The organism is Faecalibacterium sp. i21-0019-B1, from assembly GCF_042852915.1.
Classification (GTDB): domain Bacteria; phylum Bacillota; class Clostridia; order Oscillospirales; family Ruminococcaceae; genus Faecalibacterium; species Faecalibacterium taiwanense.
The window spans coordinates 2,269,857-2,293,798 of sequence record NZ_AP031425.1; the positions used below are offsets into that span (position 1 = coordinate 2,269,857).

Sequence of the window (23,942 nt, forward strand, 5' to 3'; positions counted from 1 at the left end):
GGACTTGCAATACAAGAGCGAATTGTTTTTCCAAGAATAATTTTATAGGGTTTGGAGTTATAATGCGGCTACAGTTTTGTTTTATCAAACGGTGAAAGAAATGATTGTAAACATGAAAAAAATCCCAATGATTTATCAAACAACTACATCAGACTGTGGGCTTTGCTGCATTTCTATGCTAGCAAGTGCTTATTCATTCAATCAACCATTAGCCTTTTATAGAAAGCAGTTTAATATCGGTCGAGATGGAATCTCTATTGATGGGATTTGTGAGATATATAAGAGCATAAATATGGATACTAAAGTATTGAGAATTGATGATTTGATTGAATATCTGGATCATCAATACGAAGCTCCGTGTATATTATATTTAAATACTCAGCATTTTGTCGTGGCTCAAAAGAGAGGAAAGAAGTTAATTGTTTTTGATCCCGCAACAGGCAAAAGCACATACTCTCTAAACAAGAAAGACTCCATTCCATATGCATCTCAATTTGCCCATTACTTAATTATTCCAACGCCTTCAAAAAAGTTTTGTGTTCGAAAAGGTGACATTGGAACCTTACGACATATAAAACCATATTTATTTGAATTTAGAGGTACTCTCGTAAAAATTCTGTTTTTTTCACTTTTGGCATATTCAATTTCTCTTTTGGTTCCGATTTTATTACAGAACATCGTAGATACACTGGTGAAATCAAGAACTCCGGCTATAGTTCAGTTTGCCTTAATAGCTTTAGGATTAGTGGCTTTTTTTACCCTGTTTTCTTTCCTAAAAAATAATATAATAACACGATGCCAAGTCGATGTATATAATGCACTGTACGAGAACGCCATTCGACATTTATTTGAAATTCCATATTCATATTATGATAATAGATCGCAGGGAAATATACTGTTTCGCATAAATGTCCTTTCACAATTTCAGTCAATTATTAGTTCTGTGTTTCCTCAATTTGTTGTTTTGGGAACATCGACATTTGTTATCCTTGTATATTTGAGTGCCCATTATCCCATACTTATGCCACTTCTCGTTGCTACTTCATTATTAGCAATTCTTTATGTGGTAATTTCGAATAAAATACTCCTAAAGATGAGAAACGAACAGATTCACGAAAACGAGCAGTTAAGTGTTCTTAACACAGAAACTGTTCAAGATATGTTTCAAATTCGATCAATGCATCTTTCAAAAATGTTTTTGAACAGATCTTATGAATCGCTCCACAAGTTTAGCAAGGTTACCTTGAAAACAGATTCAGTTTCATTGAATCTCAACCAAATCGTCAGCTATTTTACAATGTTCGTTCCAGTTTTTGGAATACTATATCTGTTGATTATATTACCGGAAGATACTTTAAGCGTCGGCGAGCTTGTTGCTGTATATTCATTAATGGGAACCTACTATTCATCTGCAATCTCTTTTTTCACTCTTTTTCTTAATACATCTACATATAAGTCGTCTCTTGAATATTTAAACGATTTTCTTGATGAAGAAAGTCAAAAAAAAGACAAACACATCAATCCGAAAGAGTTCAAACTGCTTACATTTGAGGACGTTTCATTCTCTTATAATGCATCAACAAATTATATTTTAAAAAATGTTTCTTTCTCTGTAAAGCAGCATGAAAAGGTTGCCATAGTTGGAGCCTCTGGCAGTGGAAAAACCACAATATTAAAATTATTGTCAGGTCTATATCAGCCTGTAAAGGGTGATATAAAATTGAATGGTTATAAATTAGATTACATTGATGATTGTTACTTCTCTAAAAACATTGCATTTGTTCCGCAAAACGCATTTATCCTCAATGACACAATTCTAAATAATGTTACATTTGGAGACAAATCCATCACAGAAAGCGATGTGTTCAATGCTCTGGATATTGTTAATTTAAAAAATGATGTTTTATCTATGCCATTGGGTTTAAGGACAGTTATTTCTGCTTCATCATCTAACTTTTCGGGTGGACAGGTGCAGAGATTGGCGATTGCGCGTGCAATTATCCGACATCCTGAATTGCTGGTTTTCGATGAGTCTACATCATCGTTGGATTCAATAAATGAAGAAGATCTGTATCGTAAATTAGCACAATTAAATATCACAACAATAATTGTTTCGCATAAATTATCAACAATCAAAAACGCCGACAAAATACTTGTAATTGATGGTGGAAAAATTGTAGAATCTGGAACTCATGAAATGTTAATGAATAAAAAAGGAATCTATTATAATCTGTTTGTACACCAAACCTAAGTCAGTATGTTTTCCTCTTTGCGCTTTCCTACATAATAGATTTTTGGTGCGAGAGGTCATTGATGGATTATTTGCATAAGTCAAAGTGGATAGAGAATAAGCGATGAAAGTTTTTGTTTTTAACGGAAGTCGGCATAGAGCCAACTCTGTTTGTTGTATGTGGATTGATCAGTTCATGCAGTTGCTAAAAATGTCAGCTCCTGAGTCTATCGAATTCCTTTCGCATGGAATGGAGAACATTCAATTTTGTTCTGGTTGTCAGGAATGCTTTAAAACGGGAATGTATTTGTGCTCAGATTCTATGAATTTGATTAGAAGCGATATGCTTGCATCTGATGTTATTGTATTGGTATCACCAGTTTATAACAACTCAATAAGTGGAAGTACGAAAGTTTTCCTTGATAGAATTTCTTGTTGGACACACCTATTTAAACTCGCTGGAAAATATGCAATTTTAGTAACCGTGTCTGATCGAAAAAACATGAACGGCGCAATGGAATATCTAAAATATATATCCGACTTTCTTGGACTTTATGTTGTTGATTCGGTGGTTGTTGAAAAAGAAAATTTGATCAAGGATGAATTTGCCAGCATATGCAAAAAATCAGTAAACAAATTAATTCGAGTGCTTACAGCAGACGATGAACTTATCCATGTTTCTGAAAGACAAGAGCAATGCTTTCGCTCAATGAAAAAAAGCTATAAAGACTTTCAACTACCAACATACGAGAAAAATTATTGGGAAAAGCATCTAATGAGATATAATTCACTGTTGGATATGATATTAAGTAAAAGGCTTAAATTTAATAAGCACCTGTAGTACCTCTAGCCAAACAATCAGTGCGAATCAAGTCTGATTGTTTGGCTTTTTATTTTTCCCAAAAAGGAGCGTGATGCCATTGACCCAACCGAAAACCGACCTAGCCTATCTCCGCAACGAAAAAGCCAAAGCAGAGCAAAAGCTGCGCTCTTGCCAGAACCGAGAGAAGATCCTTGAACGCAGGATGTCAGAGTTGAACCGGAGAGAGCGTGTGCATCGTCTTTGCACCCGTGCCGGAATCTATAAACTGTTCTTCATTGCTTTGATCGTCAAGAACAGCTAAGTACAGAGAAAGCAACACAACCACCTCCAACTGATTCGCAACGATTGGATGTAGTGTACCACGAACCAACAAAAATGTCGAATGTCACTAATGTTGTAAAGGAGCGTGATGCCATGACCCAACCCAAAACCGCCCTTGCCTATCTCCGCAGCGAAAAAGCCAAAGCCGAGCAGCAGCTGCGCTACTACAAGTACCGCGAGAAAATTCTGGAGCATCAGATACCGGAGCTGACCCGCAAAGCCCGTGTGCATCGACTGTGTACCCGTGCCGGGATGCTGGAAAGTTTTCTGATCGCGCCGGAAGAACTCACCAACGATCAGGTGATGGAGCTTCTGAAAATCTCGTTCCGTCAACCGGAAGTCGTGCTGGCGCTTGCAAAGATGGTGCATGACGTTCACGAAAAGCAGAACGTTCCAAACCCCCTATGAAATAGGGCGCAATTATACACCGTTCCGGTGAAATTGCGGTCTTGCAGACGGCTCGATGAAATCGAAGCTGGCGTTTGTGCGCCAGCCCGATTCCATCCCAAGGAAAACTGCATTTTCCTTGCGCTGCTTTGCAGCTATCCTTTTGCGGCTCCCGCCTTGCCCCAAAGTGCGCAGCACTCCGAACCAAGGCAGTGAGCAAAACCGAATACGATTCCTGACCGTTCAACAAGAGCCATCTTGCTGGGCGGTCTTTTTGTTTGGAGGTGATGCCTATTCCGTGTCCGCATTTCAAAATTACCATCGTCAAGCGCAGCCAAGGGCAGTCCGCTGTTGCCGGGGCCGCTTACCAGAGCGGCGAACGGCTGTTCAGCGAGTACGACCAGAAAACAAAATTCTACAACAAAAAGAAAGAGCTTGTCCACGCCGAGATTATGCTGCCGTCCCATGCGCCGCCCGGATTTGCAGACCGGGCGACCCTCTGGAACGCCGTGGAAGCCGTGGAGAATCAATGGAACTCGCAGCTTGCCCGCCGCATCGTGCTGGCGCTCCCAGTGGAAGTTCCGAAAGAGCAGTATCTTCCCATGCTCAAAGAATTTTGCAATGAGCAGTTCGTTTCCAAAGGCATGATAGCCGATTTTGCCATCCACGACAAGGGAGATGGCAACCCACACGCCCACGTTCTGCTGACGCTCCGAGCAATGGACGAACACGGCAAGTGGCTCCCGAAAGCCCGAAAGGTATACGACCTTGACGAGAACGGCGAGCGCATCCGGCTCCCTTCCGGCAACTGGAAATGCCACAAGGAAAGCACCGTGGACTGGAACGACCAGAAGTACGCCGAGGTCTGGCGGCATGGCTGGGAGACCATCACCAACCGCTATCTGGAAGCTGCTGGCAGACCGGAACGTGTTGACCTGCGCTCCTTTGAGCGGCAGGGCATCCAGCAGATACCGACCGTCCATCTCGGCCCCGCCGCACACCAAATGGAAAAGCGTGGGGTGGAAACCTTTCTCGGCAATCTGAACCGGGATATTCGTGCGGCCAACAACCTGATGCAGTCCATCCGCAGCGCAATTCGTGGGCTGCAACGCTGGATCGCAGACCTGACCGAAAAGAAACAGATTCTTTTGGATGCACTGGAACAAGCAAAGGAACCCACGCTGTCCGATCTGCTGGTGGACTACTTCAACCTCCGCAATGAGCAGCGCAGCGATTGGTCTGGCAAGGCAAAACTTAAATGCACAGTCCGGGACTTTGAGGAAGTTAAACGGGCTGTGGACTATCTGAAAACCCATTCACTGAACACCGTTGAGGATTTGGACACTGCAATTTCTAACCTGAACCAGACCGCCGCCCCTCTCCGCAGGCAGTTGAAGCAGAATGAGAACCGAATACGGGCAATCGCCCAGATCAAGGATGCTGCTGCCATCCATGCCAAGCTGAAACCCATCCACGATACCTTTCTAAAAAAGAACTTCAAGCTGACGAAAGATGCCTATGCCAGCCAGCACAAGGAAGAACTGGACGCTTTCAATAAAGCTGTCCGAACTATGATGAAGCTGAACGGCAGCACAGCGGTGGATTTTTCGGCATTGGATGCCGAATTTTCTGCGCTGCAATCCGGCAGCGCAGAGCTGCGCACCCAACTGGAAACCTTGCAGCCGGATATCTCCGCACTAAAAAATATCCGCAAGTATATCGACATGGTGCTGAATAAGCAGCAGCTTTCTGCACCGGGCGGTAAGACCCCAGAGAAAGAATCTGTGCTGAAACAGTTGGAGCAGCTTCAGCAAGAAAAATCAAAACACAAAGCGATTACCCCCATGAACCGCGAAGAATCGCTCTAAATTATATTTCTGCCACTGATGTGCCATTGCAGTCTGTGGCAGGAATACATAGATTTTTTACATTGTAAAACAATCCAAATGTGACTTTTTTGTTAATTCTCAAAATTATGGGTGTCTAAAGGTCTTTCTCGATGCCTACCAAGTGAGAGGACTTTTTCAAAAGCGGAGATTTGGTCTCAAAGATTACAATTTGATTACAAGTTCCTCACCAATGCTACGAAACAGGCGTTCTCGATGCCTACCAAGTGTAGGGCATCTTTTTCAAGACCATTCTCGGACTATTATGACGTTTTGTTTACAAAATTGCTTTCAATGCTACGAAATGGCCTTTTTCGTCGGCTACCAAGTAGAAGGATGTTTTTCGTCCGTCAAAGTCCAGAAATCTTCCATATGTTCCTTGACAAGTGAATCGTTCAATCGTCCGGTACTTCACAAAAGGTACTTCTGTAACTCGCAGCCCGGTCATGACGAAGACGGGGTGGCTGAAATGCCAATGGTGCGGTGCAAGCCCGCCGCCGGACGATTCCCCACTCCTAGGGAAGTCGAGGACCAATATGGGAGACCTTAACTTATTAACGCAGTTGAGCACTTGTTTCGTGCTTTTCTGCGACTGGAGAATTGGAACCCACCAATTCTCGTTACATACTCTTTGTTTCTGATTTCTGCTTCAGCTGGAGGTGATCAACATTTCAGAATATCTTACCACGCAAACTCTGCTGCCGCCGTTTCTCCCGTACCCACGCTTCCTTTTGGAACTTGACCTGAGCCAGACTGCAAAAATGACTTATGTGCTGCTGCTCGACCGTGCCACGCTCTCGCAGAAAAATCTCTGGATAGATGAACGTGGTTTCGTGTTTGTCATTTTTACGATTTGCTCTTTGGCTGAGCAGCTAGGGCGCAGCACGGTCAGTGTTTCCAGTGCGCTTAAGGAATTGGACGCTGCAGGATTGATTGAGCGCAGACGAACGCGGTTTTCTTCGCCCAATCACATCTTTGTGAAAATTCCAAATGTTGAATAGTTCTGCGTTTTTCACGATTCAAGAACCGCCAAAATCACGATTCTGTGATGCAGATTCTTAATGGCATCTGCAAAAGAGATTTTTCCTATGCAGTATAGCAGCCTTTAAGACTGTATCGAAGAAAACTTTCACCTAACCAACGTAATAAAACAAAAAGAGAAAAACGAATAGAATCCATCCATTCCTTTCCGTATTTGCACCACATGAATGAGGAGGTCTGCCCTTGAACAAAGAAAAATCCGAGAAGAAGCCCACCACACGCAAACGTGCGCCAAGAAGTCCGAAGTCCGTGCGCCTGATCGTGGAACGCCATTATATCGGCAATGTGCCGATGAATACGCTTTTTCAGCGGCTTGCGGAAGAAGAAATTCGTAAAACTGCCGAATCGTATCTCGCCGCTGGCTAATTGGACGTTTTACTGCGGAAAAGGGCTTGCATCATCACGCAGCATCCGCTACAATGTGATTGATGAGGTCTCTTTTCCATTATGGAGGTACGCATGGAAAAGGACAAAAAAGTAACTGCTTTATACTGCCGGCTGTCAAAAGATGACGGTTCAAACAGCGAAAGCCTGAGCATCCGCACTCAAAAGGCGATGCTTATGGAGTATGCCACACGCAACGGTTTCGGGAATTGCCAGTACTATGTCGATGATGGTTACAGCGGCACGAACTCTGACCGCCCTGCCTTTCAGGAACTTCTGGATGATATCCGGGATGGAAAGGTAGCGACTGTCATTACCAAAGACCAGTCCCGACTTGGACGCAACCACATCGAAACCGGAACGTATATGGAGATATTCTTTCCTGAACACGGTGTCCGCTATATTGCAATCAACGATGGTTATGATTCCAACGAGCAATCCCAGATGGATATTGCCCCGTTCCGAAACATCATCAATGAAATGTACGCCAAAGACACTTCCCGAAAAATCAAGAGTGCCCTTCGGACACGCAAGAAAAGCGGAAAGTATATCTCCAGCGGCGCACCGTTTGGCTACCAGAAAGACCCTGCCGACCACAATCACCTTGTGATCGACCCGAACACCGCCCCCGTTGTTGAGTATATCTATTCAATGGCAGAGGAAGGGCTGGGGCTTCACCGCATCGCCAAGCGGCTCCACGATGAAAAAGTTTTGAAGCCGTGTTACTACAAGAAAGAGATGTTTGGCCGCTTTATTGATGATGAAAAGATGTATGATTGGGACAGTGCCTATATCAGTCAGGTTCTGCACAGCCCAGTCTACGCCGGACACATCATCTACGAAGCCAAGCCCACCGTGTCCATGAAATCCAAAAAGCGGCGTTATATTCCGTTTGAAGAACGCGCTATCGTTCCGAATACACATGAAGCAATCATCCCACAAGACCGCTGGGAAAACGTGCAGCGAATCCTTTACAGCCGTTCCGGTTGTTTTATGTGTGATAAGACCGACTATGACAATATCTTCAAGGGCATCGTCCGCTGTGCAGACTGCGGCAGAACGATGTTAGTCAAGGTCGAGCACAGGCGCAAACGTAACAGTGTTCTGGATCAGACCTTTTATTGTTGCAGCACTTATCGGAAATATGGTGCGAAAGCCTGTGACTCTCATAATTTGGAAGCACGTGTTCTGCATGAAGCTGTCTTTGCGGACATTCAGGCACACGCAAAGGCCGCTGTGAGCAATCGGGAAGCCCTTGTGAAGAAGATTGCAAATCAGATGCACCTCCGGGTGTCCTCTGACCGGGCGCAGCACAAACGGGATTTGAAGCAGTGTAAAGCACGAATCGCAGAAATCGAAGACCTGTATGCAAAACTTTATGAGGACGTATCAAAGGGACTTCTCCCGGAGAAACGTTTTCAAATGCTTGCAGATCGCTACGACAAAGAACAGGCTGAACTGACCGAGAAGATTGAGCAGTACGAGCGGGAAGGCCGTGCTGAACACGATCAGCTGGACAAGATTCAGGATTTTATTGATGAAGTCAGCAAGTACGCTGGCATCACCGAACTGAACTATAAGATTCTGCATCAGCTGATTGACAAGATTCTGGTATCCAAAGCGGAAAAGGTCGATGGCGAATACGTCCAGAAAATCCAGATTTTCTACCGCTTTATCGGCCCATTGGATGCCATCGAGTAACAAAGTCAGAAAAGTCACCTCCGAGAACTATCCTACAGACGCTGGGCGCGAGGGTGAGCTGATCTTCCGCACGGTTTACTGCCTTGTGGGATGCTCCAAGCCGATTCTGCGGCTTTGGATTTCTTCAATGGAGGATGATGCCATCCGCAGCGGCTTTCAGCAGCTTAAGTCTGGGCGCGACTATGACGGCCTGCATCAATCTGCCCTGTGCCGCGCCAAGGCTGATTGGCTGGTTGGTATCAACGCCACGCGGTATTTCTCCCTGACGTATGGCCGCACATTGAACATCGGGCGCGTCATGTCGCCCACGCTGGCGCTGTTGGTACAGCGTGAGGCGGAGATCTCCGCATTTGCGGCAGAACCGTTCTACACCGTTCAGCTCGATTGCGGCTTTCCCGCCACGACAGGCCGAATGAAGGACAGGAAGGACGCCGACGCCATCGCCAACGCCTGCAAGGGCAAGGCAGTAACCGTCAAAAGCGTGGAGCGCAAGGAAAAGTCTGAGAAAGCGCCCGCGCTCTACGATTTGACCGCCCTCCAGCGCGACGCCAACCGCGTTCTCGGCTACACCTCCCAGCAGACCCTCGACTATCTCCAAGCGCTCTATGAAAAGAAGCTCTGTACCTACCCGCGCACCGACAGCCGCTATCTGACCGACGATATGGAGGGCAGCGTCCCCGGCCTTGTCGCCGCCGCTGCCGCTGTCTGCGGCATGGAGAAGCCGCCGACCATCTGCGCCAAGCAGGTATGCAGCAGTAAAAAAGTCACCGATCACCACGCCATTGTTCCCACCATCAGCGCGGAAAAGGTAGATATAGCCTCTCTGCCGCTGGGCGAACGCGAGGTGCTGAAGCTGGCGGCAAGGGGCTTGCTTCGTGCGGTGGATGAACCACATCGCTACGCAGAAACGGTCATTACGGTGGACTGTGCCGGTCAGAGCTTCACCGCCAAGGGCAAAACCGTCCTTGCTCCCGGCTGGAAGCGCTATGAGCAGGAGCAGGCAGAGGCAGCGCCCGCGCTGCCAGTGGTGACGGAGCAACAGACGCTTTCCGTATCTGCCGCATCGGTCAAGACCGGAAAAACCACGCCGCCCAAGCATTTCACCGAGGATACGCTGCTGGCTGCGATGGAGAACGCGGGCAAGGAGGATATGCCAGATGATGCCGAGCGCAAGGGCATTGGCACCCCGGCGACCCGTTCCGGTATCATTGAAAAGCTGGTGTCCTCCGGTTTTGTGGAGCGCAGGAAGTCCAAGAAGATCACAAATCTGCTGCCCACCTCCACCGGCACGGCGCTCATCACCGTCCTGCCCGAACAGCTTCAATCCCCACAACTCACCGCCGAATGGGAACATCGTCTGAAAGAAATTGAGCGCGGCGAGCTTGCGCCGGATAGCTTTATGGCGGGGATCGCCGCCATGCTGAATGAACTGGTGCAGACCTACAAGCCCATCCCCGGTGTGGAAGTCCTGTTCCCATCCGGGCGCGAGGCGGTCGGCAAGTGTCCCCGCTGCGGAGCCGAGGTGACGGAATCACAGAAAGGCTTTTTCTGCGAGAACCGTGCCTGTTCCTTTGTTCTCTGGAAAAATAGCCGATTCTTCGCCGCCAAGAAAAAGACACTGACGAAATCCATTGCCGCCGCGCTTCTGAAGAATGGCCGCGCTCCGCTGAAAGGCTGTTATTCTGAAAAGACCGGAAAGACCTATGATGCCGTCGTTCTTTTGGAGGACGATGGGCAGCGCACGGGCTATAAGCTGGTGTTCGACAATGGCTGATGCGCCGCGTATGGATCACAAGCAGCTCCGCCGCTCCAAAAAGCTCATTCGGAAGCTCTGCTGTAATTATGATCACGGCAACTGCCTCGCGCTGGATGATGGAGAGCCTTGCGTCTGCGTACAGGGTATTTCCTACTCGCTGCTGTGCAACTGGTTCCGAAACGCGGTGCTTCCCGCCGACCATGAGCTGCTGGCCGACGTGATGCGGGAAAGGCCGGGAAAGCGCTGCGCCGTCTGCGGTAAGCCGGTCTATTCTTCCTCCAACCGCGCCAAGTATTGCCCGGTCTGCGCCGAGCAGGAGCGCCGAAAGCAGGACGCCAAACGGAAGCGTGAACAATACTGGAACCTCCGCAAATAGAGGCCGAAAAAGCCCCATGCTGCAAGGCTTTTTCCATGCGGAATCCCAAGGGGCTGAGACATTCTATCCGCAAGCCCGAAAACAACATCTATCTGCGGAGAATTGCCCCTGTGCAGGATGTGTTTTCTTCTGCGCAGGGGCGCTATTTTTTGAAAGGAGATCATCATGGCTGAAAAGCAAAGCAACAAAGACCGGATGCGGGAAATCGTTGACAGCATCGAAAACGGCATCAAGGAGCTGTTCGAGAGCGATAAGTACCGGAAGTACCTTGCCACCATGAGCCGCTTTCACCGCTACTCGGTCAACAACACCATGCTCATCTATATGCAGCGCCCCGACGCCACCCATGTGGCGGGCTTCAACAAGTGGCGCGATCAGTTCGGCAGGAACGTCCTGAAAGGCGAAAAAGGTATCCGCATCATCGCTCCTACTCCCTATAAGAAAAAGGTCGAGGAAATCAAGACCGACCCGGAAACCAATGCGCCGGTGCTGGATGCGGATGGCAAGGCCATCATTGAGGAAAAGGAAATCCGAAACCCTATGTTCAAGGTGGTATCCGTCTTTGATGTGTCACAGACTGCGGGAAAGCCCTTGCCCCAGCTTGCCGCTGATCTGAGCGGCAATGTGCAGCAGTATGAGGTTTTCATGGAGGCGCTGCGCCGCGCTTCTCCCGTTCCGATAGAGATAAAGCCCGTTGCGCATGACACAGATGGCTTTTTCAGCATTAAGGCGCAGAGCATCACCATCCGCGCCGGTATGAGTGAGGTGCAGACGGTATGCGCCGCCGTCCATGAGATTGCTCACGCCAAGCTCCACGACTATGAACACATGACAGAGCTTGCGGACGATGGTGAGACGATCCTTGTCCCCGGAGAAAAGAGTCGCAACACCGAGGAGGTCGAGGCCGAAAGTATCTCCTATGCGGTCTGCCAGTATTACGGCATTGAAACGGGAGAAAACAGCTTCGGCTATATCGCCACATGGTCAAAGGGCAAGGAGCTGAAAGAGCTTCGCGCCAGTCTGGAAACCATCAACAAGACGGCTTCCGAGCTGATTACGGACATTGACCGGCATTTTGCGGAGATTTGCAGGGAGCGCGGCATTTCTGTGGAGAAATCCGAGCAAGCGGAAAGCCAATTAAAAGAGAACAGCAATATGTCTGCGGCTGACTTGGCAAAAAGCATTTCAGAGCTGTATCTCGATGCGAATGGCCTTGCCTTTCTCAGCGAATTTGCAAGTCAGGAAGATTGCCTCCAGCATTTCTACGAAGATCTGTTGACAGGAGCAGATGAGATAAAAGGCTTCCTGTCCGAAACACTTGAGCAGAGCGATGAATACGCGCACAGAGCGAATGAGCTGCTGTTGGAAGTTGAGGCATTTCAGAAAAGTCACACTTCCTTAAAGGAACTCGACGCTAATGAGCGTTGGTATGCGGTTGATGGTGGGAGCAAGCATCTTCGCATAACAGAAGATGGTGCAAAATATGCCTATGAACTTTACGACAAGGACACTCTACACCTTCTGGAAAGCGGAACAGTACATGACGATGATGTAAACTTTCTTTTGGCGGCTGCGATTCGTATCTGCGAAACACATGGCTATGATAAGACCGTGCCGTTTGAAGTTTTGTCAAACAAGTTTGCAGGGATTTTGTACTCACTCGAATTGTCATCGGACGACAATCAGGTTGTTCACGAGGAGGCCGGTTCTCGTGCCGCAGGCACACTTCCAACTTCGCCAGAGCTGGAACAGGCCACCCCGATGCCCGACCCCACGCTGACGGTGGACGATATGCGCAGCTATGGGTATCTGGACGGCGATATGCTCCCGCTTTCCAAAGACCGGGCGCTGGAGCTGCTGGAGCATGACATCACGGTTTATATGCTCCATCCCGACAACGCCGAAGAAATGGTTTTTGAGGCCGAGGACATCATCAAGCATGACGGAATGTTCGGGATCACACAACCGGATTGGGATGCGGTCAAAGGCCATATCCCGCCCCGTGATGTGGAACAGCGCTTTTTGAACAGCCCCACCGATTCTATGGCGATCTATCAACTGCGCCGGGACGCGCCGGTCGAGCTGCGTTTTGCCAGCCTCGGCAGTCTGGCCGCACCGCCTGACCCGGCCAACTATGAAGCCATTTATACCCGTGAGGTGTACCCGGACGATGATACCGGCAGAATCCTTGAAAACTTCTACTACATTTTCAACGACGAGCGCCCCGGCGATTTTGTGGGACACAGCCTCTCCGTCAGCGACATCGTTGCGCTGAAACAGAACGGCAAGGTATCCTATCACTACTGTGACAGCATGGGATTTCAGGAGCTGCCCGCTTTTCAGAAGCCGGAGAATTACCTGAAAGCCGCCGAAATGTCGATGGAGGACGATTACGGCATGATCGACGGCATTATCAATAACGGCTCCAAACAGCCCACCGTTGCCAATCTTGAGGCACAGGTCAAGGCCGGTATGTCCATCTCCCTGATGGATTTGGCGGCGGCTGCCCACCGGGAACGGGATGCCGGTGAACGCAAGCCCTCCGTGCTGGAGCAGCTCAAGAACCAGCCTGTTCAGGAACGTCCACACAAAACAGCGCCGAAAAAGAGCGCGGAAAAGGAGCTTTGATATGAACATCACATTTGAAGAACGGCAGCTTATGAGCCTCTACAACACCGGCACCCGCACGGGCTTGATCGCGGCGCTGGAGGAAATGCGCGGCTACCTCGCTGCGGATGAAACGGAGCTGCGGGAGCTGACGGACAGCGCCATCGCAAAGCTGCGCAGGATGAGCGACGCGGAATATGACGCGCTTGACCTGTTCCCCGATTTTGAAAAGGAGGATATGGATGCCGAGTAAAGTACAGCTCTATGCGCAGATGGCAGACCGCACGGCGGAGCAGATCACGGGAAGCTACCAGAAGTGGACGGCATTTCTGACCACCGCCGCAAGGCTGTATAAGTACCCCTACAACGAGCAGCTCATGATCTTCGCCCAGCGCCCGGAGGCCACGGCCTGCGCGGAATACGACCTCTGGAATAAGCAGATGCGCCGGTATGTGCGACGAGGCAGCAAGGGCATCGCCCTTGTGGATACCAGCAGCGACCAACCCAAACTCCGATATGTATTTGATGTTTCCGACACCAGCGGCGGCGAGAACTCTCGCCGCCCGTATCTTTGGGAATACCGGCAGGAGCATCGTGGGGTGGTATCTGCGGCGCTGGAGCAGCGCTTCGACGTTTCCGGTGAAAACGGGCTTGCCGATCAGTTGGAGCGTGTGGCGGCGCAGCTTGTAGATGAATACTGGCACGACAACCGGCGCGATATTGTCGGCATCGTTGACGGTTCCTTTTTGGAGGACTATGATGAGTTCAACATCGGAGCCGCTTTTCGGAATGCCGCCGTTGTCAGCACCACCTATGCGCTGCTGTCCCGTTGTGGGATGCAGCCGGGAGAATACTTCGAGCATGAGGATTTTCTGAACGTCTTTGATTTCAACACCCCGCAGACCGTCGCCGCTCTTGGAACGGCCATCAGCCAGTCCAGCGAGCTGGTGCTGCGGCAGATCGAAGTCACCATCAAGAATTATGAGCGCGAGAAAATCGCGGAAAGGAGCGAAAGCCATGAGCGAACTGACCTATACCCGCAGCGGAGATTATCTGATTCCCGACCTGAGCCTGACCGAGCAGCCGCAAACCCCGCTGGGCAAGTACGGCAGGATGCGGAAGAATTACCTGAAGGAGCATCGTCCGGTGCTGTGGAACAGCCTGCTGTCCGAGAAGCTGTACCCCCATCTGCGGGAGATCGACGAGGCAGCGAACAACCGGCTGGAACAGATGATGCCGGAGCTGATGAAGTCAGCGGGCGTGACGGAAGCGCTGAAAGCCAGCGACCCGATGAAGTGGGTAGGGCTGATGAACACGCTGAAAGCGCAGGCCGAGGAAACGATCCTCACGGAACTGGTGTTCAGCTAAATATGTTCGCTGCCCCTGCTGGGGCACAGATGTCCTTCTTCCCCTCAGAGGCAGAACAAATTCAATCCATCGCAGAAGCGGAGAGTGTAACACCCTCCGCTTTTTCTATGTTCATTTCTCAGGATGATATTGACCACATCCTGCGCGCGGGCGGTAATGCGGATGCAGCGCGGATGAAAATTGCTGCGGAAGTCTCCAAGCAAAAACCTTTAGAGGATTGCGCGGCATTTCTGAAAGCTCTTTACTACGGCGGCAACGGCCTGATTACGGATAACGGCAGGCTTTCCGCATGGTACGGGGACGATGGTATCCATATTGCAACCGGAGATACCTCTCGCTATCTTCGTTCTGCCCAAGTGATAGGCTGGGCAGATGCGGCGGAGCGTATTGAGGAGCTTCTGGACGGCGGCGCATTTGCCACCAATCTTGAGGTCACGGAAGCCCCGCGCTATGAGCGGCTGGGTATTGCTGTGGATGTCTGGAACCTTTATCACGATTTCTCGGATGAAGCAAAGTCGCTGGGGCATCTGTCCTGCTTGGGTAATATCCATAGCACCAGCTTTCCAGAGGAAACGGAGCGTCTGACGGACGATCTGCTGAATCCGGCGTTCCGGGATAGGCTCCTGTCAGAATACAAGGTATTCATGGACGCCTACCGCGAAAACCGTGCGCTGCTGCGCTTCCATTACCACAAGTCGCAGGCACTTCTCACACGTTTGGAAGATCTGTCCCTTCCGCGAAAGGAATTCCGCTCCGATATGGAGGCTATTCCAGAAACCGGCAGGTTTATCACCGAAGATGAAATTGCGGCTTCTCTTGCAAACGGGAGCAGCTTTGAGGGTGGAAAGACCCGCATCTATGCGTTTTTCCAGACTTCGCACACTCCCAAGGAGAATGCCGATTTTCTGAAAAAGGAGTACGGCATCGGCGGGCATACCCATGCCGTATCCAGAGAAAGCGGCAGCTATGAAGATCACGGCAGCAAAGGCATCACACTGAAAAAAGCGGGCTGTGCAGATGTTCAGATGAATTGGAACAAGGTCGCTTCGCGTATCTCTGAGCTGATTCGGATGAACCGCTATTTTACACCAGACGAACAGGCGCTTTATGATAAGGCGCAGGCACAGAATGTGGTGCGAAACACCGCCTACGACAGCTATAACGCCATCAAGGAAGCCCACCCGGATGACATCGTGCTGTTTCAGGTGGGCGATTTCTTTGAGATTTACGGCGAGGACGCAAAACAGGCGGCGGAGCTGCTTGACCTCAACCTTACCACAAGAGAGATACCCGGCGCTGGCCGTGTGGAGATGTGCGGCGTACCGTCGCACAATTTAGAGATGTATGTAGAGAAATTGCGCGATAAGTATGATGTGACGATTGCCGAAGCGCCAGACTTTAGGGGTGAGCGCCACATTTACACGCTGCGCTCTATTGACCATGAAGCAGAAGCCTCCATCGACGTACAGGAAACGGAGTTTGGCGCTGACGGTTCAAACGTGTTCCATGATCCTGCCGCCGATGTGACGCAGCCCACGGTACGGGAGCTGTTTGACGGGTACAAGCTGACCGTTGGCAACGCGCTTTCCAAAGATACGGCTTTTGTCAATGCCTGCCGCAATTCAGACCGCCAGAACGCTTATCTGGAGGGTGCGGACGCTATCCGTCGTATTGTCACGGCATCTGATGATCTCCAGCTTGTCCGCCTGTACTTTGATATGCCCGCGTTCCATAACCGGCTGCATCAGGAGCTTTTGGAGGAACTGTATCCCACGCTGGCAGCGACGGTCGCACCATCTCCCTATCAGATCACACAGGAGGACATTGACAACGCGCTTCTGGATTGGCACGACAACCTAAAGGGCAAGCAGGAAGTCGCACTATATATGCAGGCGCATGGGCGAGAACGCAGCACCGCCGCATGGCTGGCTGCAAAATATGGCTGGGAAGATAGCAAAACCCCCATGTATATCCATGTAGGAAACGCCGAGCCGGTGACGCTCACATGGGCGCAGGTACAGCGGCGGTTGGCACAGCTCATCCGCGAGAATAAATTTTATGATGAGAATGAGCGACTGCGGTTATTTTCACCTGACCGATACTCCATTCGTCTGCATCCCGGCGAGGGCGGAATTACCGGCATTTGGGATGAGGTGTTGGAACGGTTCTGCGGAGACGGGGAACAAACGCTCCGCTTTGCAGAACAGAATAACGCCATTGCTTACTTGGATGGCATCAAACGGGATATGGGAATTGAGCTATCCCCTCCGGCGTTTACAACACCGCTTGGCTATACTTATCATATTGGAGATCGTATTTCATCCATAGAGTTAGACCACATAGCAGCAGTCGGCGCTATCGCGCGTGTAGATGAAGATCACGTCTGGCACACGTTACCGAACGCACCCGGACAGGAGCCGGTCAGCATCGACCGCAATACCTTTGAACGCTACCTCGACACCAGATATTTCGAGGTTTCTGAACCGGAGCCGCAGCGCGTCATTGCGGCGCAGCACACAGAACAGCCAACCCCGGAGACGCCGCAAGCGGTTCAAACCCTTATGGGGCAGCGCGTGGAAATTGATGGTAAGCTCTATAATGTTGATTCCGCAGATGAAACTGTCGCGCATCTCAGCGTCGTTTCATCCTCCAGCGAGAGCAATCACGAGCCGGAACACAGAACCGAACCGGTTTCTGCTGTCCTCACACGAATTGCAGATCAGGGTCGTGAGCTTGCGCCGAATATTTCGGCATATCAGGCACTTCGTGCAGAGCATCCCGAAAAGCTCATCGGTGTCCGTGTCGGAGAACGGCTGCTTTTTTATGGCGCGGATGCAGAACGAGCCGCCAGCGCTTTGAATCGCCGCCTGCTGCAACGCGATATTCCCGGTATGGGCGAAACCGCTGTGACCGGCTATGATTTTGGACAATGGGCAAGCGCCGCAAAGCGGCTGCTGGAGCATGGACACAGCTTCGTGTTTGCGCAGCCAAATGAAACCGACGGCTATGATGTTATCAACGAGGCCGATGCCAAGGAGTATATCCCCATTGGCATGGAACTGGAGATTGACGGACGGAAGTTTGTCATTGACAGCGTAAATTTCGGCACGGATGAAGTATCTCTGCGCGATGTGACTTTTCAAAACAGGCAGGGATTTCCCATCTTCCGCGCTGAACACATTGCGTTTATACGCTCGTTTGTTGAAGAGCAGGAACGGGAGCAGCCGCAGCCTGTCACCAAACCCGTCGCGTTCTATCCTGCCGAGAAAACGCACTTGCCCTACGACATAGAAATCCAAACGCTGCACATCCCGGAACCGGAGCATGACCCGCCCTCTGCGGAACCCGCCAAGCCTGAACCGCCTGCCATGAACGAGGAAGAAGCTCTGATTCTGGAGCAGGAAGGGCGCGCGGCACTTTCGGAAATGGGCGAGTTCGTGCCTGATTTTGATGATGCCATCTCTCAGGCCGAGATCGACGAGCTTCCCGCACACCGTCCTGCGGTATCCGTCCCCATTGACGGCGAGTGGCAGGGCTTTCCCAGCGTCGCCGCTGCGGAGCAGGCCGCTTATGCCGACTTCAAGGCGGCAAGCCACCGCGACGCGCAGAATTTCCACATCACCGATGATGCCCTCGGCGTCGGCGGCGCAAAAGCAAAGTTTCGGGCAAATATGGCGGCGATCCATCTCCTGCAAGAGCTGGAGTTTGAGGGCTTGCAGGCCAGTCCTGAACAGCAGGAAATTCTCTCCCGCTATGTGGGCTGGGGCGGTCTTGCGGATGCCTTCGACGAGAATAAGCCAAACTGGTCGGACGAGTTTGCAGAGCTGTACGCCACACTCTCCCCGGAGGAATACGCTGCCGCCCGTGCCTCCACGCTGAACGCACACTACACCAGCCCCACCGTTATCAAAGCGATCTATGAAGCGGTCGGCAATATGGGCTTCCAGAGCGGTAACATTCTGGAGCCGTCTATGGGCGTTGGCAACTTTTTTGGCCTGCTGCCGGAGCAGATGCAGGGCAGCAAGCTCTACGGCGTGGAGCTGGACAGCATCACCGGACGTATTGCCAAGCAGCTTTATCCCAAGGCGGACATTACCATCGCGGGCTTTGAAACAACGGACAGGAAAGACTTTTACGACCTTGCCGTGGGCAACGTCCCGTTCGGACAATATCAGGTAGATGACCGGGCTTATAACAAGCTCGGTTTTTCCATTCACGACTACTTCTTTGCCAAAACCCTCGACCAAGTGCGTCCGGGCGGCGTGATCGCGTTTGTGACCTCCCGCTACACGATGGACAAGCAATCGCCCGAAGTCCGCAGGTACATCGCGCAGCGGGCGGAGCTGCTGGGTGCCATTCGTCTGCCCAACAATGCGTTCCGCGCCAATGCCGGTACGGATGTGGTTTCGGACATTCTCTTTCTCCAAAAGCGTGACCGTCCCATTGAGATCGAACCGGATTGGGTACACCTCGGTCAGAACGAGGATGGCTTTGCCATCAACCGCTATTTTGTTGACCACCCGGAGATGATTTTAGGCAGGCAGACCTCCGAAAGCACCCAATATGGCAAGCAGGATTTTACCGTTGTCCCCATTGAGGGGCTGAAACTTGCAGATCAGCTCCATGATGCCGTGAAAAACATTCGCGGCACCTATCAGGAGGCGGAACTGCCAGAGCTGGGCGAGGGCGAACAGATCGACACGTCTATCCCCGCAGACCCCAATGTGAAAAACTACTCCTACACCGTGGTGGGCGGCGAGGTGTACTACCGGGATAATAGCCGCATGGTCAAACCGGAGCTGAACGCCACCGCCGCCGAGCGTGTCAAGGGCATGGTCGTGCTGCGGGATTGCGTGAATGAGCTGATTGCCCTGCAAATGGACGAGTACAGTGCAGAAAGCCGGATTCAGGAAGCGCAGACCGAGCTAAACCGCCTCTATGATGCGTTCTCCGCAAAACATGGCCTAATCAATGACCGTGCGAACCGTCTTGCGTTCTCTGACGATTCCTCTTACTACCTCCTGTGTTCACTGGAAGTGCTGGACGACGACGGAAAGCTGGAGCGCAAGGCGGATATGTTCCACAAGCGCACCATCAAGCAGCAGCGCAGCGTAGATTCTGTGGATACCGCCAGCGAAGCCCTTGCTGTCTGCATCGGAGAAAAAGCCTGCGTCGATCTCGACTTTATGGCCTCCCTCATGGGCAGCAGCGAAAAGATTCCACAGATCGTTGAGGATTTGAAGGGCGTCATTTACAAGGAACCCAACAGTGGCCCATTTGACTTGCAGGACGGCGGCGAGCATTGGGCAAAGGGCTGGCAGACGGCGGACGAATATCTCTCCGGCAACGTCCGGCAGAAGCTCCGCACCGCGCAGCGTGTAGCAGCGCGCGACCCATTCTTTGCCGGGAATGTGGACGCCCTGATTGCTGTCCAGCCGAAAGACCTTGAAGCCAGCGAGATTGAGGTGCGGCTGGGTGCGACATGGCTTGATAAGAAGTACATCGAGCAATTCATGTATGAAACCTTTGAAACGCCTCGCTATCTGCGCGGACAGATCGAGATCAGCTATGTCCCGTACACCGCAGAATGGCAGGTTTCCCGCAAGAGCATGGTGCGCTACAACGACGTGGCGGCATTCACCACCTATGGCACAGATCGCGCCAGCGCCTACCGGCTGCTGGAGGATGCGCTGAACCTCCGCGACATTCGCATCTACGATACCATTGAGGACGCAGACGGACGGGAGCGCCGTGTCCTCAACGCCAAGGAAACCACCCTTGCCACGCAGAAGCAGCAGCTTATCCGGGATGCGTTCAAGGACTGGATTTGGAAAGACCCGGAGCGCCGCGAAACGCTGGTACGGCAGTACAACGAGGAAATGAACAGCACTCGTCCCCGCGAGTATGACGGCAGCCACATCGTTTTCTCCGGTATGAACCCGGAAATCACCCTCCGAGAGCATCAGAAAAACGCCATCGCCCATGTGCTGTACGGTGGGAATACGCTGCTGGCACACGAGGTCGGCGCGGGAAAAACCTTTGAAATGGTAGCCTCTGCGATGGAATCTAAGAGATTGGGTCTGTGCCAGAAGTCCATTTTTGTCGTGCCAAACCATCTGACGGAACAGTGGGCGTCCGAGTTTCTGCGGCTCTATCCTTCGGCCAACATCCTTGTCACTACCAAGAAGGACTTTGAAACCCACAACCGCAAGAAATTCTGCGCCCGTATCGCCACCGGCGACTATGACGCCGTTATCATCGGCCACAGCCAGTTTGAGCGTATCCCCATCAGCCCGGAGCGGCAGGAACGGCTCCTTCATCAGCAGATTGAGGAAATCACCGATGGCATTCAGGATACCAAGCTCGCAGGCGGCAACAGCTTCACCATCAAGAGCTTGGAGCGCACGAAAAAGGGGCTGGAGGCGCGGCTGAAAAAGCTGCAAGCCAGCGACCGCAAGGATGATGTGATTTACTTTGAACAGCTCGGCGTAGACAGGATGTTTGTGGACGAGTCGGACAATTATAAAAATCTTTTCCTCTATACGAAGATGCGCAACGTGGCAGGGCTTTCTACCACCGATGCGCAGAAATCTTCGGATATGTTCTCAAAGTGCCGCTACATGGATGAGCTGACCGGTGGGCGCGGCGTGGTGTTTGCCACCGGCACCCCGGTTTCCAACTCCATGACAGAGCTTTACACCATCCAGCGCTATTTGCAACATGACCGCTTGCAGGAGATGGGTATGGGGCATTTTGACTGCTGGGCAAGCCGTTTTGGAGAAACCACCACCGCACTGGAGCTTGCGCCGGAGGGCATCGGCTACCGGGCAAGGACGCGCTTTGCAAAGTTTTTCAACTTGCCCGAATTGATGAATCTGTTCAAAGAGGTCGCCGACATCAAAACGGCGGATCAGCTCCACTTACCCACGCCGGAGGTTGCGTATCACACCATCGCCACCAAACCCACACAGATCCAGCAGGACATGGTGAAAGCACTCTCGGAACGAGCGTCCAAGGTACACAGCGGTGCGGTCAGCCCGGATGTGGACAATATGCTCAAAATCACCTCGGACGGACGCAAGCTGGGACTTGACCAGCGCATCATCAATCCCATGCTCCCCGACGAGGAATCTACCAAGGTCAATCAATGTGTGGCGAACATTCTCCAATACTGGCGCGACGGCGAGGCGGATAAGCTGACACAGCTTGTGTTCTGCGACATTTCTACGCCAAAGACCGCACCCTCGCAGCGGGCAGCAAAGGCTTCTCCCGGTACGTTGGACAGCCCGGAAATCCGTGCGCTGGAGAGTGCAATTCCGTTGGAAGAAAGCTCTGACACGCCGTTTACGGTCTATGAGGATGTGCGTCAAAAGCTCATTGACGCCGGTATGCCCCCGGAGCAGATCGCGTTCATCCACGACGCCAATACGGAGGTCAAAAAGCGGGAACTGTTCGCAAAGGTACGCAGCGGTCAGGTGCGCGTCCTGATGGGCAGCACGGCCAAGATGGGCGCGGGCACCAACGTGCAGGATCGTTTGGTCGCACTTCACGATTTGGATTGCCCGTGGCGTCCCCGTGATCTCACGCAGCGAAAAGGCCGCATTGAGCGTCAGGGCAATCAGAACAAGCTCGTTCATGTCTGCCGCTATGTGACCGAAGGGACTTTTGACGCCTACCTCTGGCAGACCGTTGAGAACAAACAGAAATTCATCTCTCAGATCATGACCTCAAAATCCCCGGTTCGCTCCTGTGAGGACGTGGACGCTACGGCGCTGTCCTTTGCGGAGATCAAGGCGCTGTGTGCCGGTGATCCCCGTATCAAGGAGCGCATGGATTTGGACATTGAGGTGTCCAAGCTAAAAATTATGAAAGCAGACCACAACAGCAAGCAATTCCGCTTGGAGGACAGTCTGCTGAAATACTTCCCAGAAAAGATAGAAGAACACAAAGGCTTTGTTCGTGGGCTGGAGGCGGATATGCAGACCCTCGCGGCGCATCCGCTCCCGGCAGAAGGCTTTGTCGGCATGGAGATTCGCGGCGACCGGCTCACTGATAAGGAAAACGCCGGTGCCGCGTTGCTGGATACCTGCAAGGAGGTCAAGGGCAAAGACCCGGTACAGATCGGCAGCTATCGCGGCTTTACCATGTCCGTTGCTTTTGATTCCATGTGGAAAACGTACACGCTGACGCTGAAAGGCCAGATGACCCATCGCGTTGAACTCGGTTCGGATGCCAGAGGCAACCTTGTCCGCATTGAGAACGCGCTGGATAAAATGCCGGAGCGTTTGCGCAGCGTTCAGGAGCAGCTTGAAAACCTCTATAACCAGCAGGCAGCGGCAAAGGCTGAGGTCGGTAAGCCATTCCCGCAGGAGCAGGAGCTGGCCGCGAAAACGGCGCGGCTCATTGAGTTGGATATGGAGCTGAATCTGGACGGCAAGGGACAGCCACAGCCTGAGCAGGCGATTGCAAAATCGGCGCGGCCTTCCGTTCTGGACAGGCTGAAAGCGCCGCCTGTTCATGGCGCACCGGAAAAGCCCCACAAGAAAGAAATGGAGGCACGATGATGAAAAATATTCCTGTTTACAAGCACACGGCGGCCTACGCCAGAGAGCATACCGAGCTTGCGGCCTACCGCGCTTCCAATCAGGCGAACACGGCCTGCAAGGAAGCGATCGAAGCCGCCATCCGCGACCACTACCGGGATAACCGGCTGGATACAGCGGCAGTCGATCAGGTGGTGCAGCAGTTTGGCTATGACCGCGCGTTTCATATCCTCGCCATCACCGTCTGTCAAGCAGATTGGGACAGGCGGTATTCTCCCGACAACAGAGCATGGGCAAACGCTATGTCCATCCCCGCCAATTCCGACGCATGGGGTACTGACCGCAACTGCTATCTGGCCGTCAACAGCCATCCCGGTCTGGTCGATCTGTTTCTCAGCCAGACCCGCAAAGCCTATGCGCAGGAGCAGCAGAAAACCTCTGTCCGGGACAAGCTGAAAAAGCCGCCTGAAACAACTTCGCCGAAAATTTCGGCGAAGTCCAAAGCCCCGGAGCGTTGAG

Annotated in this window: 15 protein-coding genes; all 15 read left to right on the forward strand. The window is 51.5% G+C overall.

Annotated features, from left to right (window positions below; all coding sequences use genetic code 11):
* The first annotated feature begins 112 nt into the window (after window positions 1-112).
* The 15 genes from ACGHP1_RS11305 (at window position 113) to ACGHP1_RS11375 (ending at window position 23,941) form a co-directional block, all read left to right on the forward strand.
* The gene (locus ACGHP1_RS11305) at window positions 113-2,251 is read left to right on the forward strand and encodes a peptidase domain-containing ABC transporter (protein WP_181573341.1); all 2,139 of its coding nucleotides are present in this window, start codon (window positions 113-115) and stop codon (window positions 2,249-2,251) included.
* Between the two features lie 103 nt (window positions 2,252-2,354).
* Window positions 2,355-3,071, forward strand: coding sequence for a flavodoxin family protein (locus tag ACGHP1_RS11310; RefSeq protein ID WP_112122195.1), 717 nt, complete (start codon window positions 2,355-2,357; stop codon window positions 3,069-3,071).
* 79 nt (window positions 3,072-3,150) lie between these two features.
* The gene (locus ACGHP1_RS11315; RefSeq protein WP_242983671.1) at window positions 3,151-3,354 is read left to right on the forward strand and encodes a DUF3847 domain-containing protein; all 204 of its coding nucleotides are present in this window, start codon (window positions 3,151-3,153) and stop codon (window positions 3,352-3,354) included.
* Between the two features lie 113 nt (window positions 3,355-3,467).
* Entirely contained in the window at window positions 3,468-3,782 is a 315-nt protein-coding gene (locus ACGHP1_RS11320) for a DUF3847 domain-containing protein (RefSeq protein WP_390509458.1), read from the forward strand.
* Between the two features lie 272 nt (window positions 3,783-4,054).
* On the forward strand, window positions 4,055-5,629 hold the full coding sequence (gene mobQ / locus ACGHP1_RS11325; protein ID WP_346344610.1) for a MobQ family relaxase: 1,575 nt from the start codon (window positions 4,055-4,057) through the stop codon (window positions 5,627-5,629).
* Between the two features lie 677 nt (window positions 5,630-6,306).
* Window positions 6,307-6,648: a replication initiator protein A gene (locus ACGHP1_RS11330; protein WP_097786354.1), complete on the forward strand. Its 342-nt coding sequence runs from the start codon at window positions 6,307-6,309 to the stop codon at window positions 6,646-6,648.
* Window positions 6,649-6,871: 223 nt separating this feature from the next.
* Window positions 6,872-7,054 (forward strand): hypothetical protein, encoded by a 183-nt coding sequence (locus ACGHP1_RS11335; protein ID WP_005924684.1) that lies wholly within the window; start codon window positions 6,872-6,874, stop codon window positions 7,052-7,054.
* A 93-nt stretch (window positions 7,055-7,147) separates the two neighbouring features.
* A complete protein-coding gene (locus ACGHP1_RS11340) occupies window positions 7,148-8,773 on the forward strand; it encodes a recombinase family protein (RefSeq protein WP_390556581.1) in 1,626 nt (541 codons plus the stop codon).
* Entirely contained in the window at window positions 8,760-10,547 is a 1,788-nt protein-coding gene (locus ACGHP1_RS11345; RefSeq protein ID WP_390509460.1) for a DNA topoisomerase, read from the forward strand. Before ACGHP1_RS11340 ends, ACGHP1_RS11345 begins: the two co-directional genes overlap by 14 nt.
* A complete protein-coding gene (locus ACGHP1_RS11350) occupies window positions 10,540-10,905 on the forward strand; it encodes a cysteine-rich VLP domain-containing protein (RefSeq protein ID WP_390509461.1) in 366 nt (121 codons plus the stop codon). Before ACGHP1_RS11345 ends, ACGHP1_RS11350 begins: the two co-directional genes overlap by 8 nt.
* A 165-nt stretch (window positions 10,906-11,070) precedes the next feature.
* Complete coding sequence (locus ACGHP1_RS11355; protein WP_390509462.1) at window positions 11,071-13,533, forward strand: YodL domain-containing protein; 2,463 nt, start codon at window positions 11,071-11,073, stop codon at window positions 13,531-13,533.
* A gap of 1 nt (window position 13,534) precedes the next feature.
* Entirely contained in the window at window positions 13,535-13,765 is a 231-nt protein-coding gene (locus tag ACGHP1_RS11360) for a transposon-transfer assisting family protein (protein WP_055270739.1), read from the forward strand.
* A 764-nt stretch (window positions 13,766-14,529) separates the two neighbouring features.
* Window positions 14,530-14,880: a TnpV protein gene (locus ACGHP1_RS11365; RefSeq protein WP_390509463.1), complete on the forward strand. Its 351-nt coding sequence runs from the start codon at window positions 14,530-14,532 to the stop codon at window positions 14,878-14,880.
* Between the two features lie 1,070 nt (window positions 14,881-15,950).
* Window positions 15,951-23,444 carry an SNF2-related protein gene (locus tag ACGHP1_RS11370; protein ID WP_390556634.1) on the forward strand — a complete coding sequence of 2,498 codons (7,494 nt, stop codon included), beginning with the start codon at window positions 15,951-15,953 and terminating at the stop codon, window positions 23,442-23,444.
* Window positions 23,441-23,941, forward strand: coding sequence for a DUF3849 domain-containing protein (locus ACGHP1_RS11375; RefSeq protein WP_390509464.1), 501 nt, complete (start codon window positions 23,441-23,443; stop codon window positions 23,939-23,941). The genes ACGHP1_RS11370 and ACGHP1_RS11375 overlap by 4 nt, the downstream gene beginning before the upstream one ends.
* The last annotated feature ends 1 nt before the right edge of the window (window position 23,942 follow it).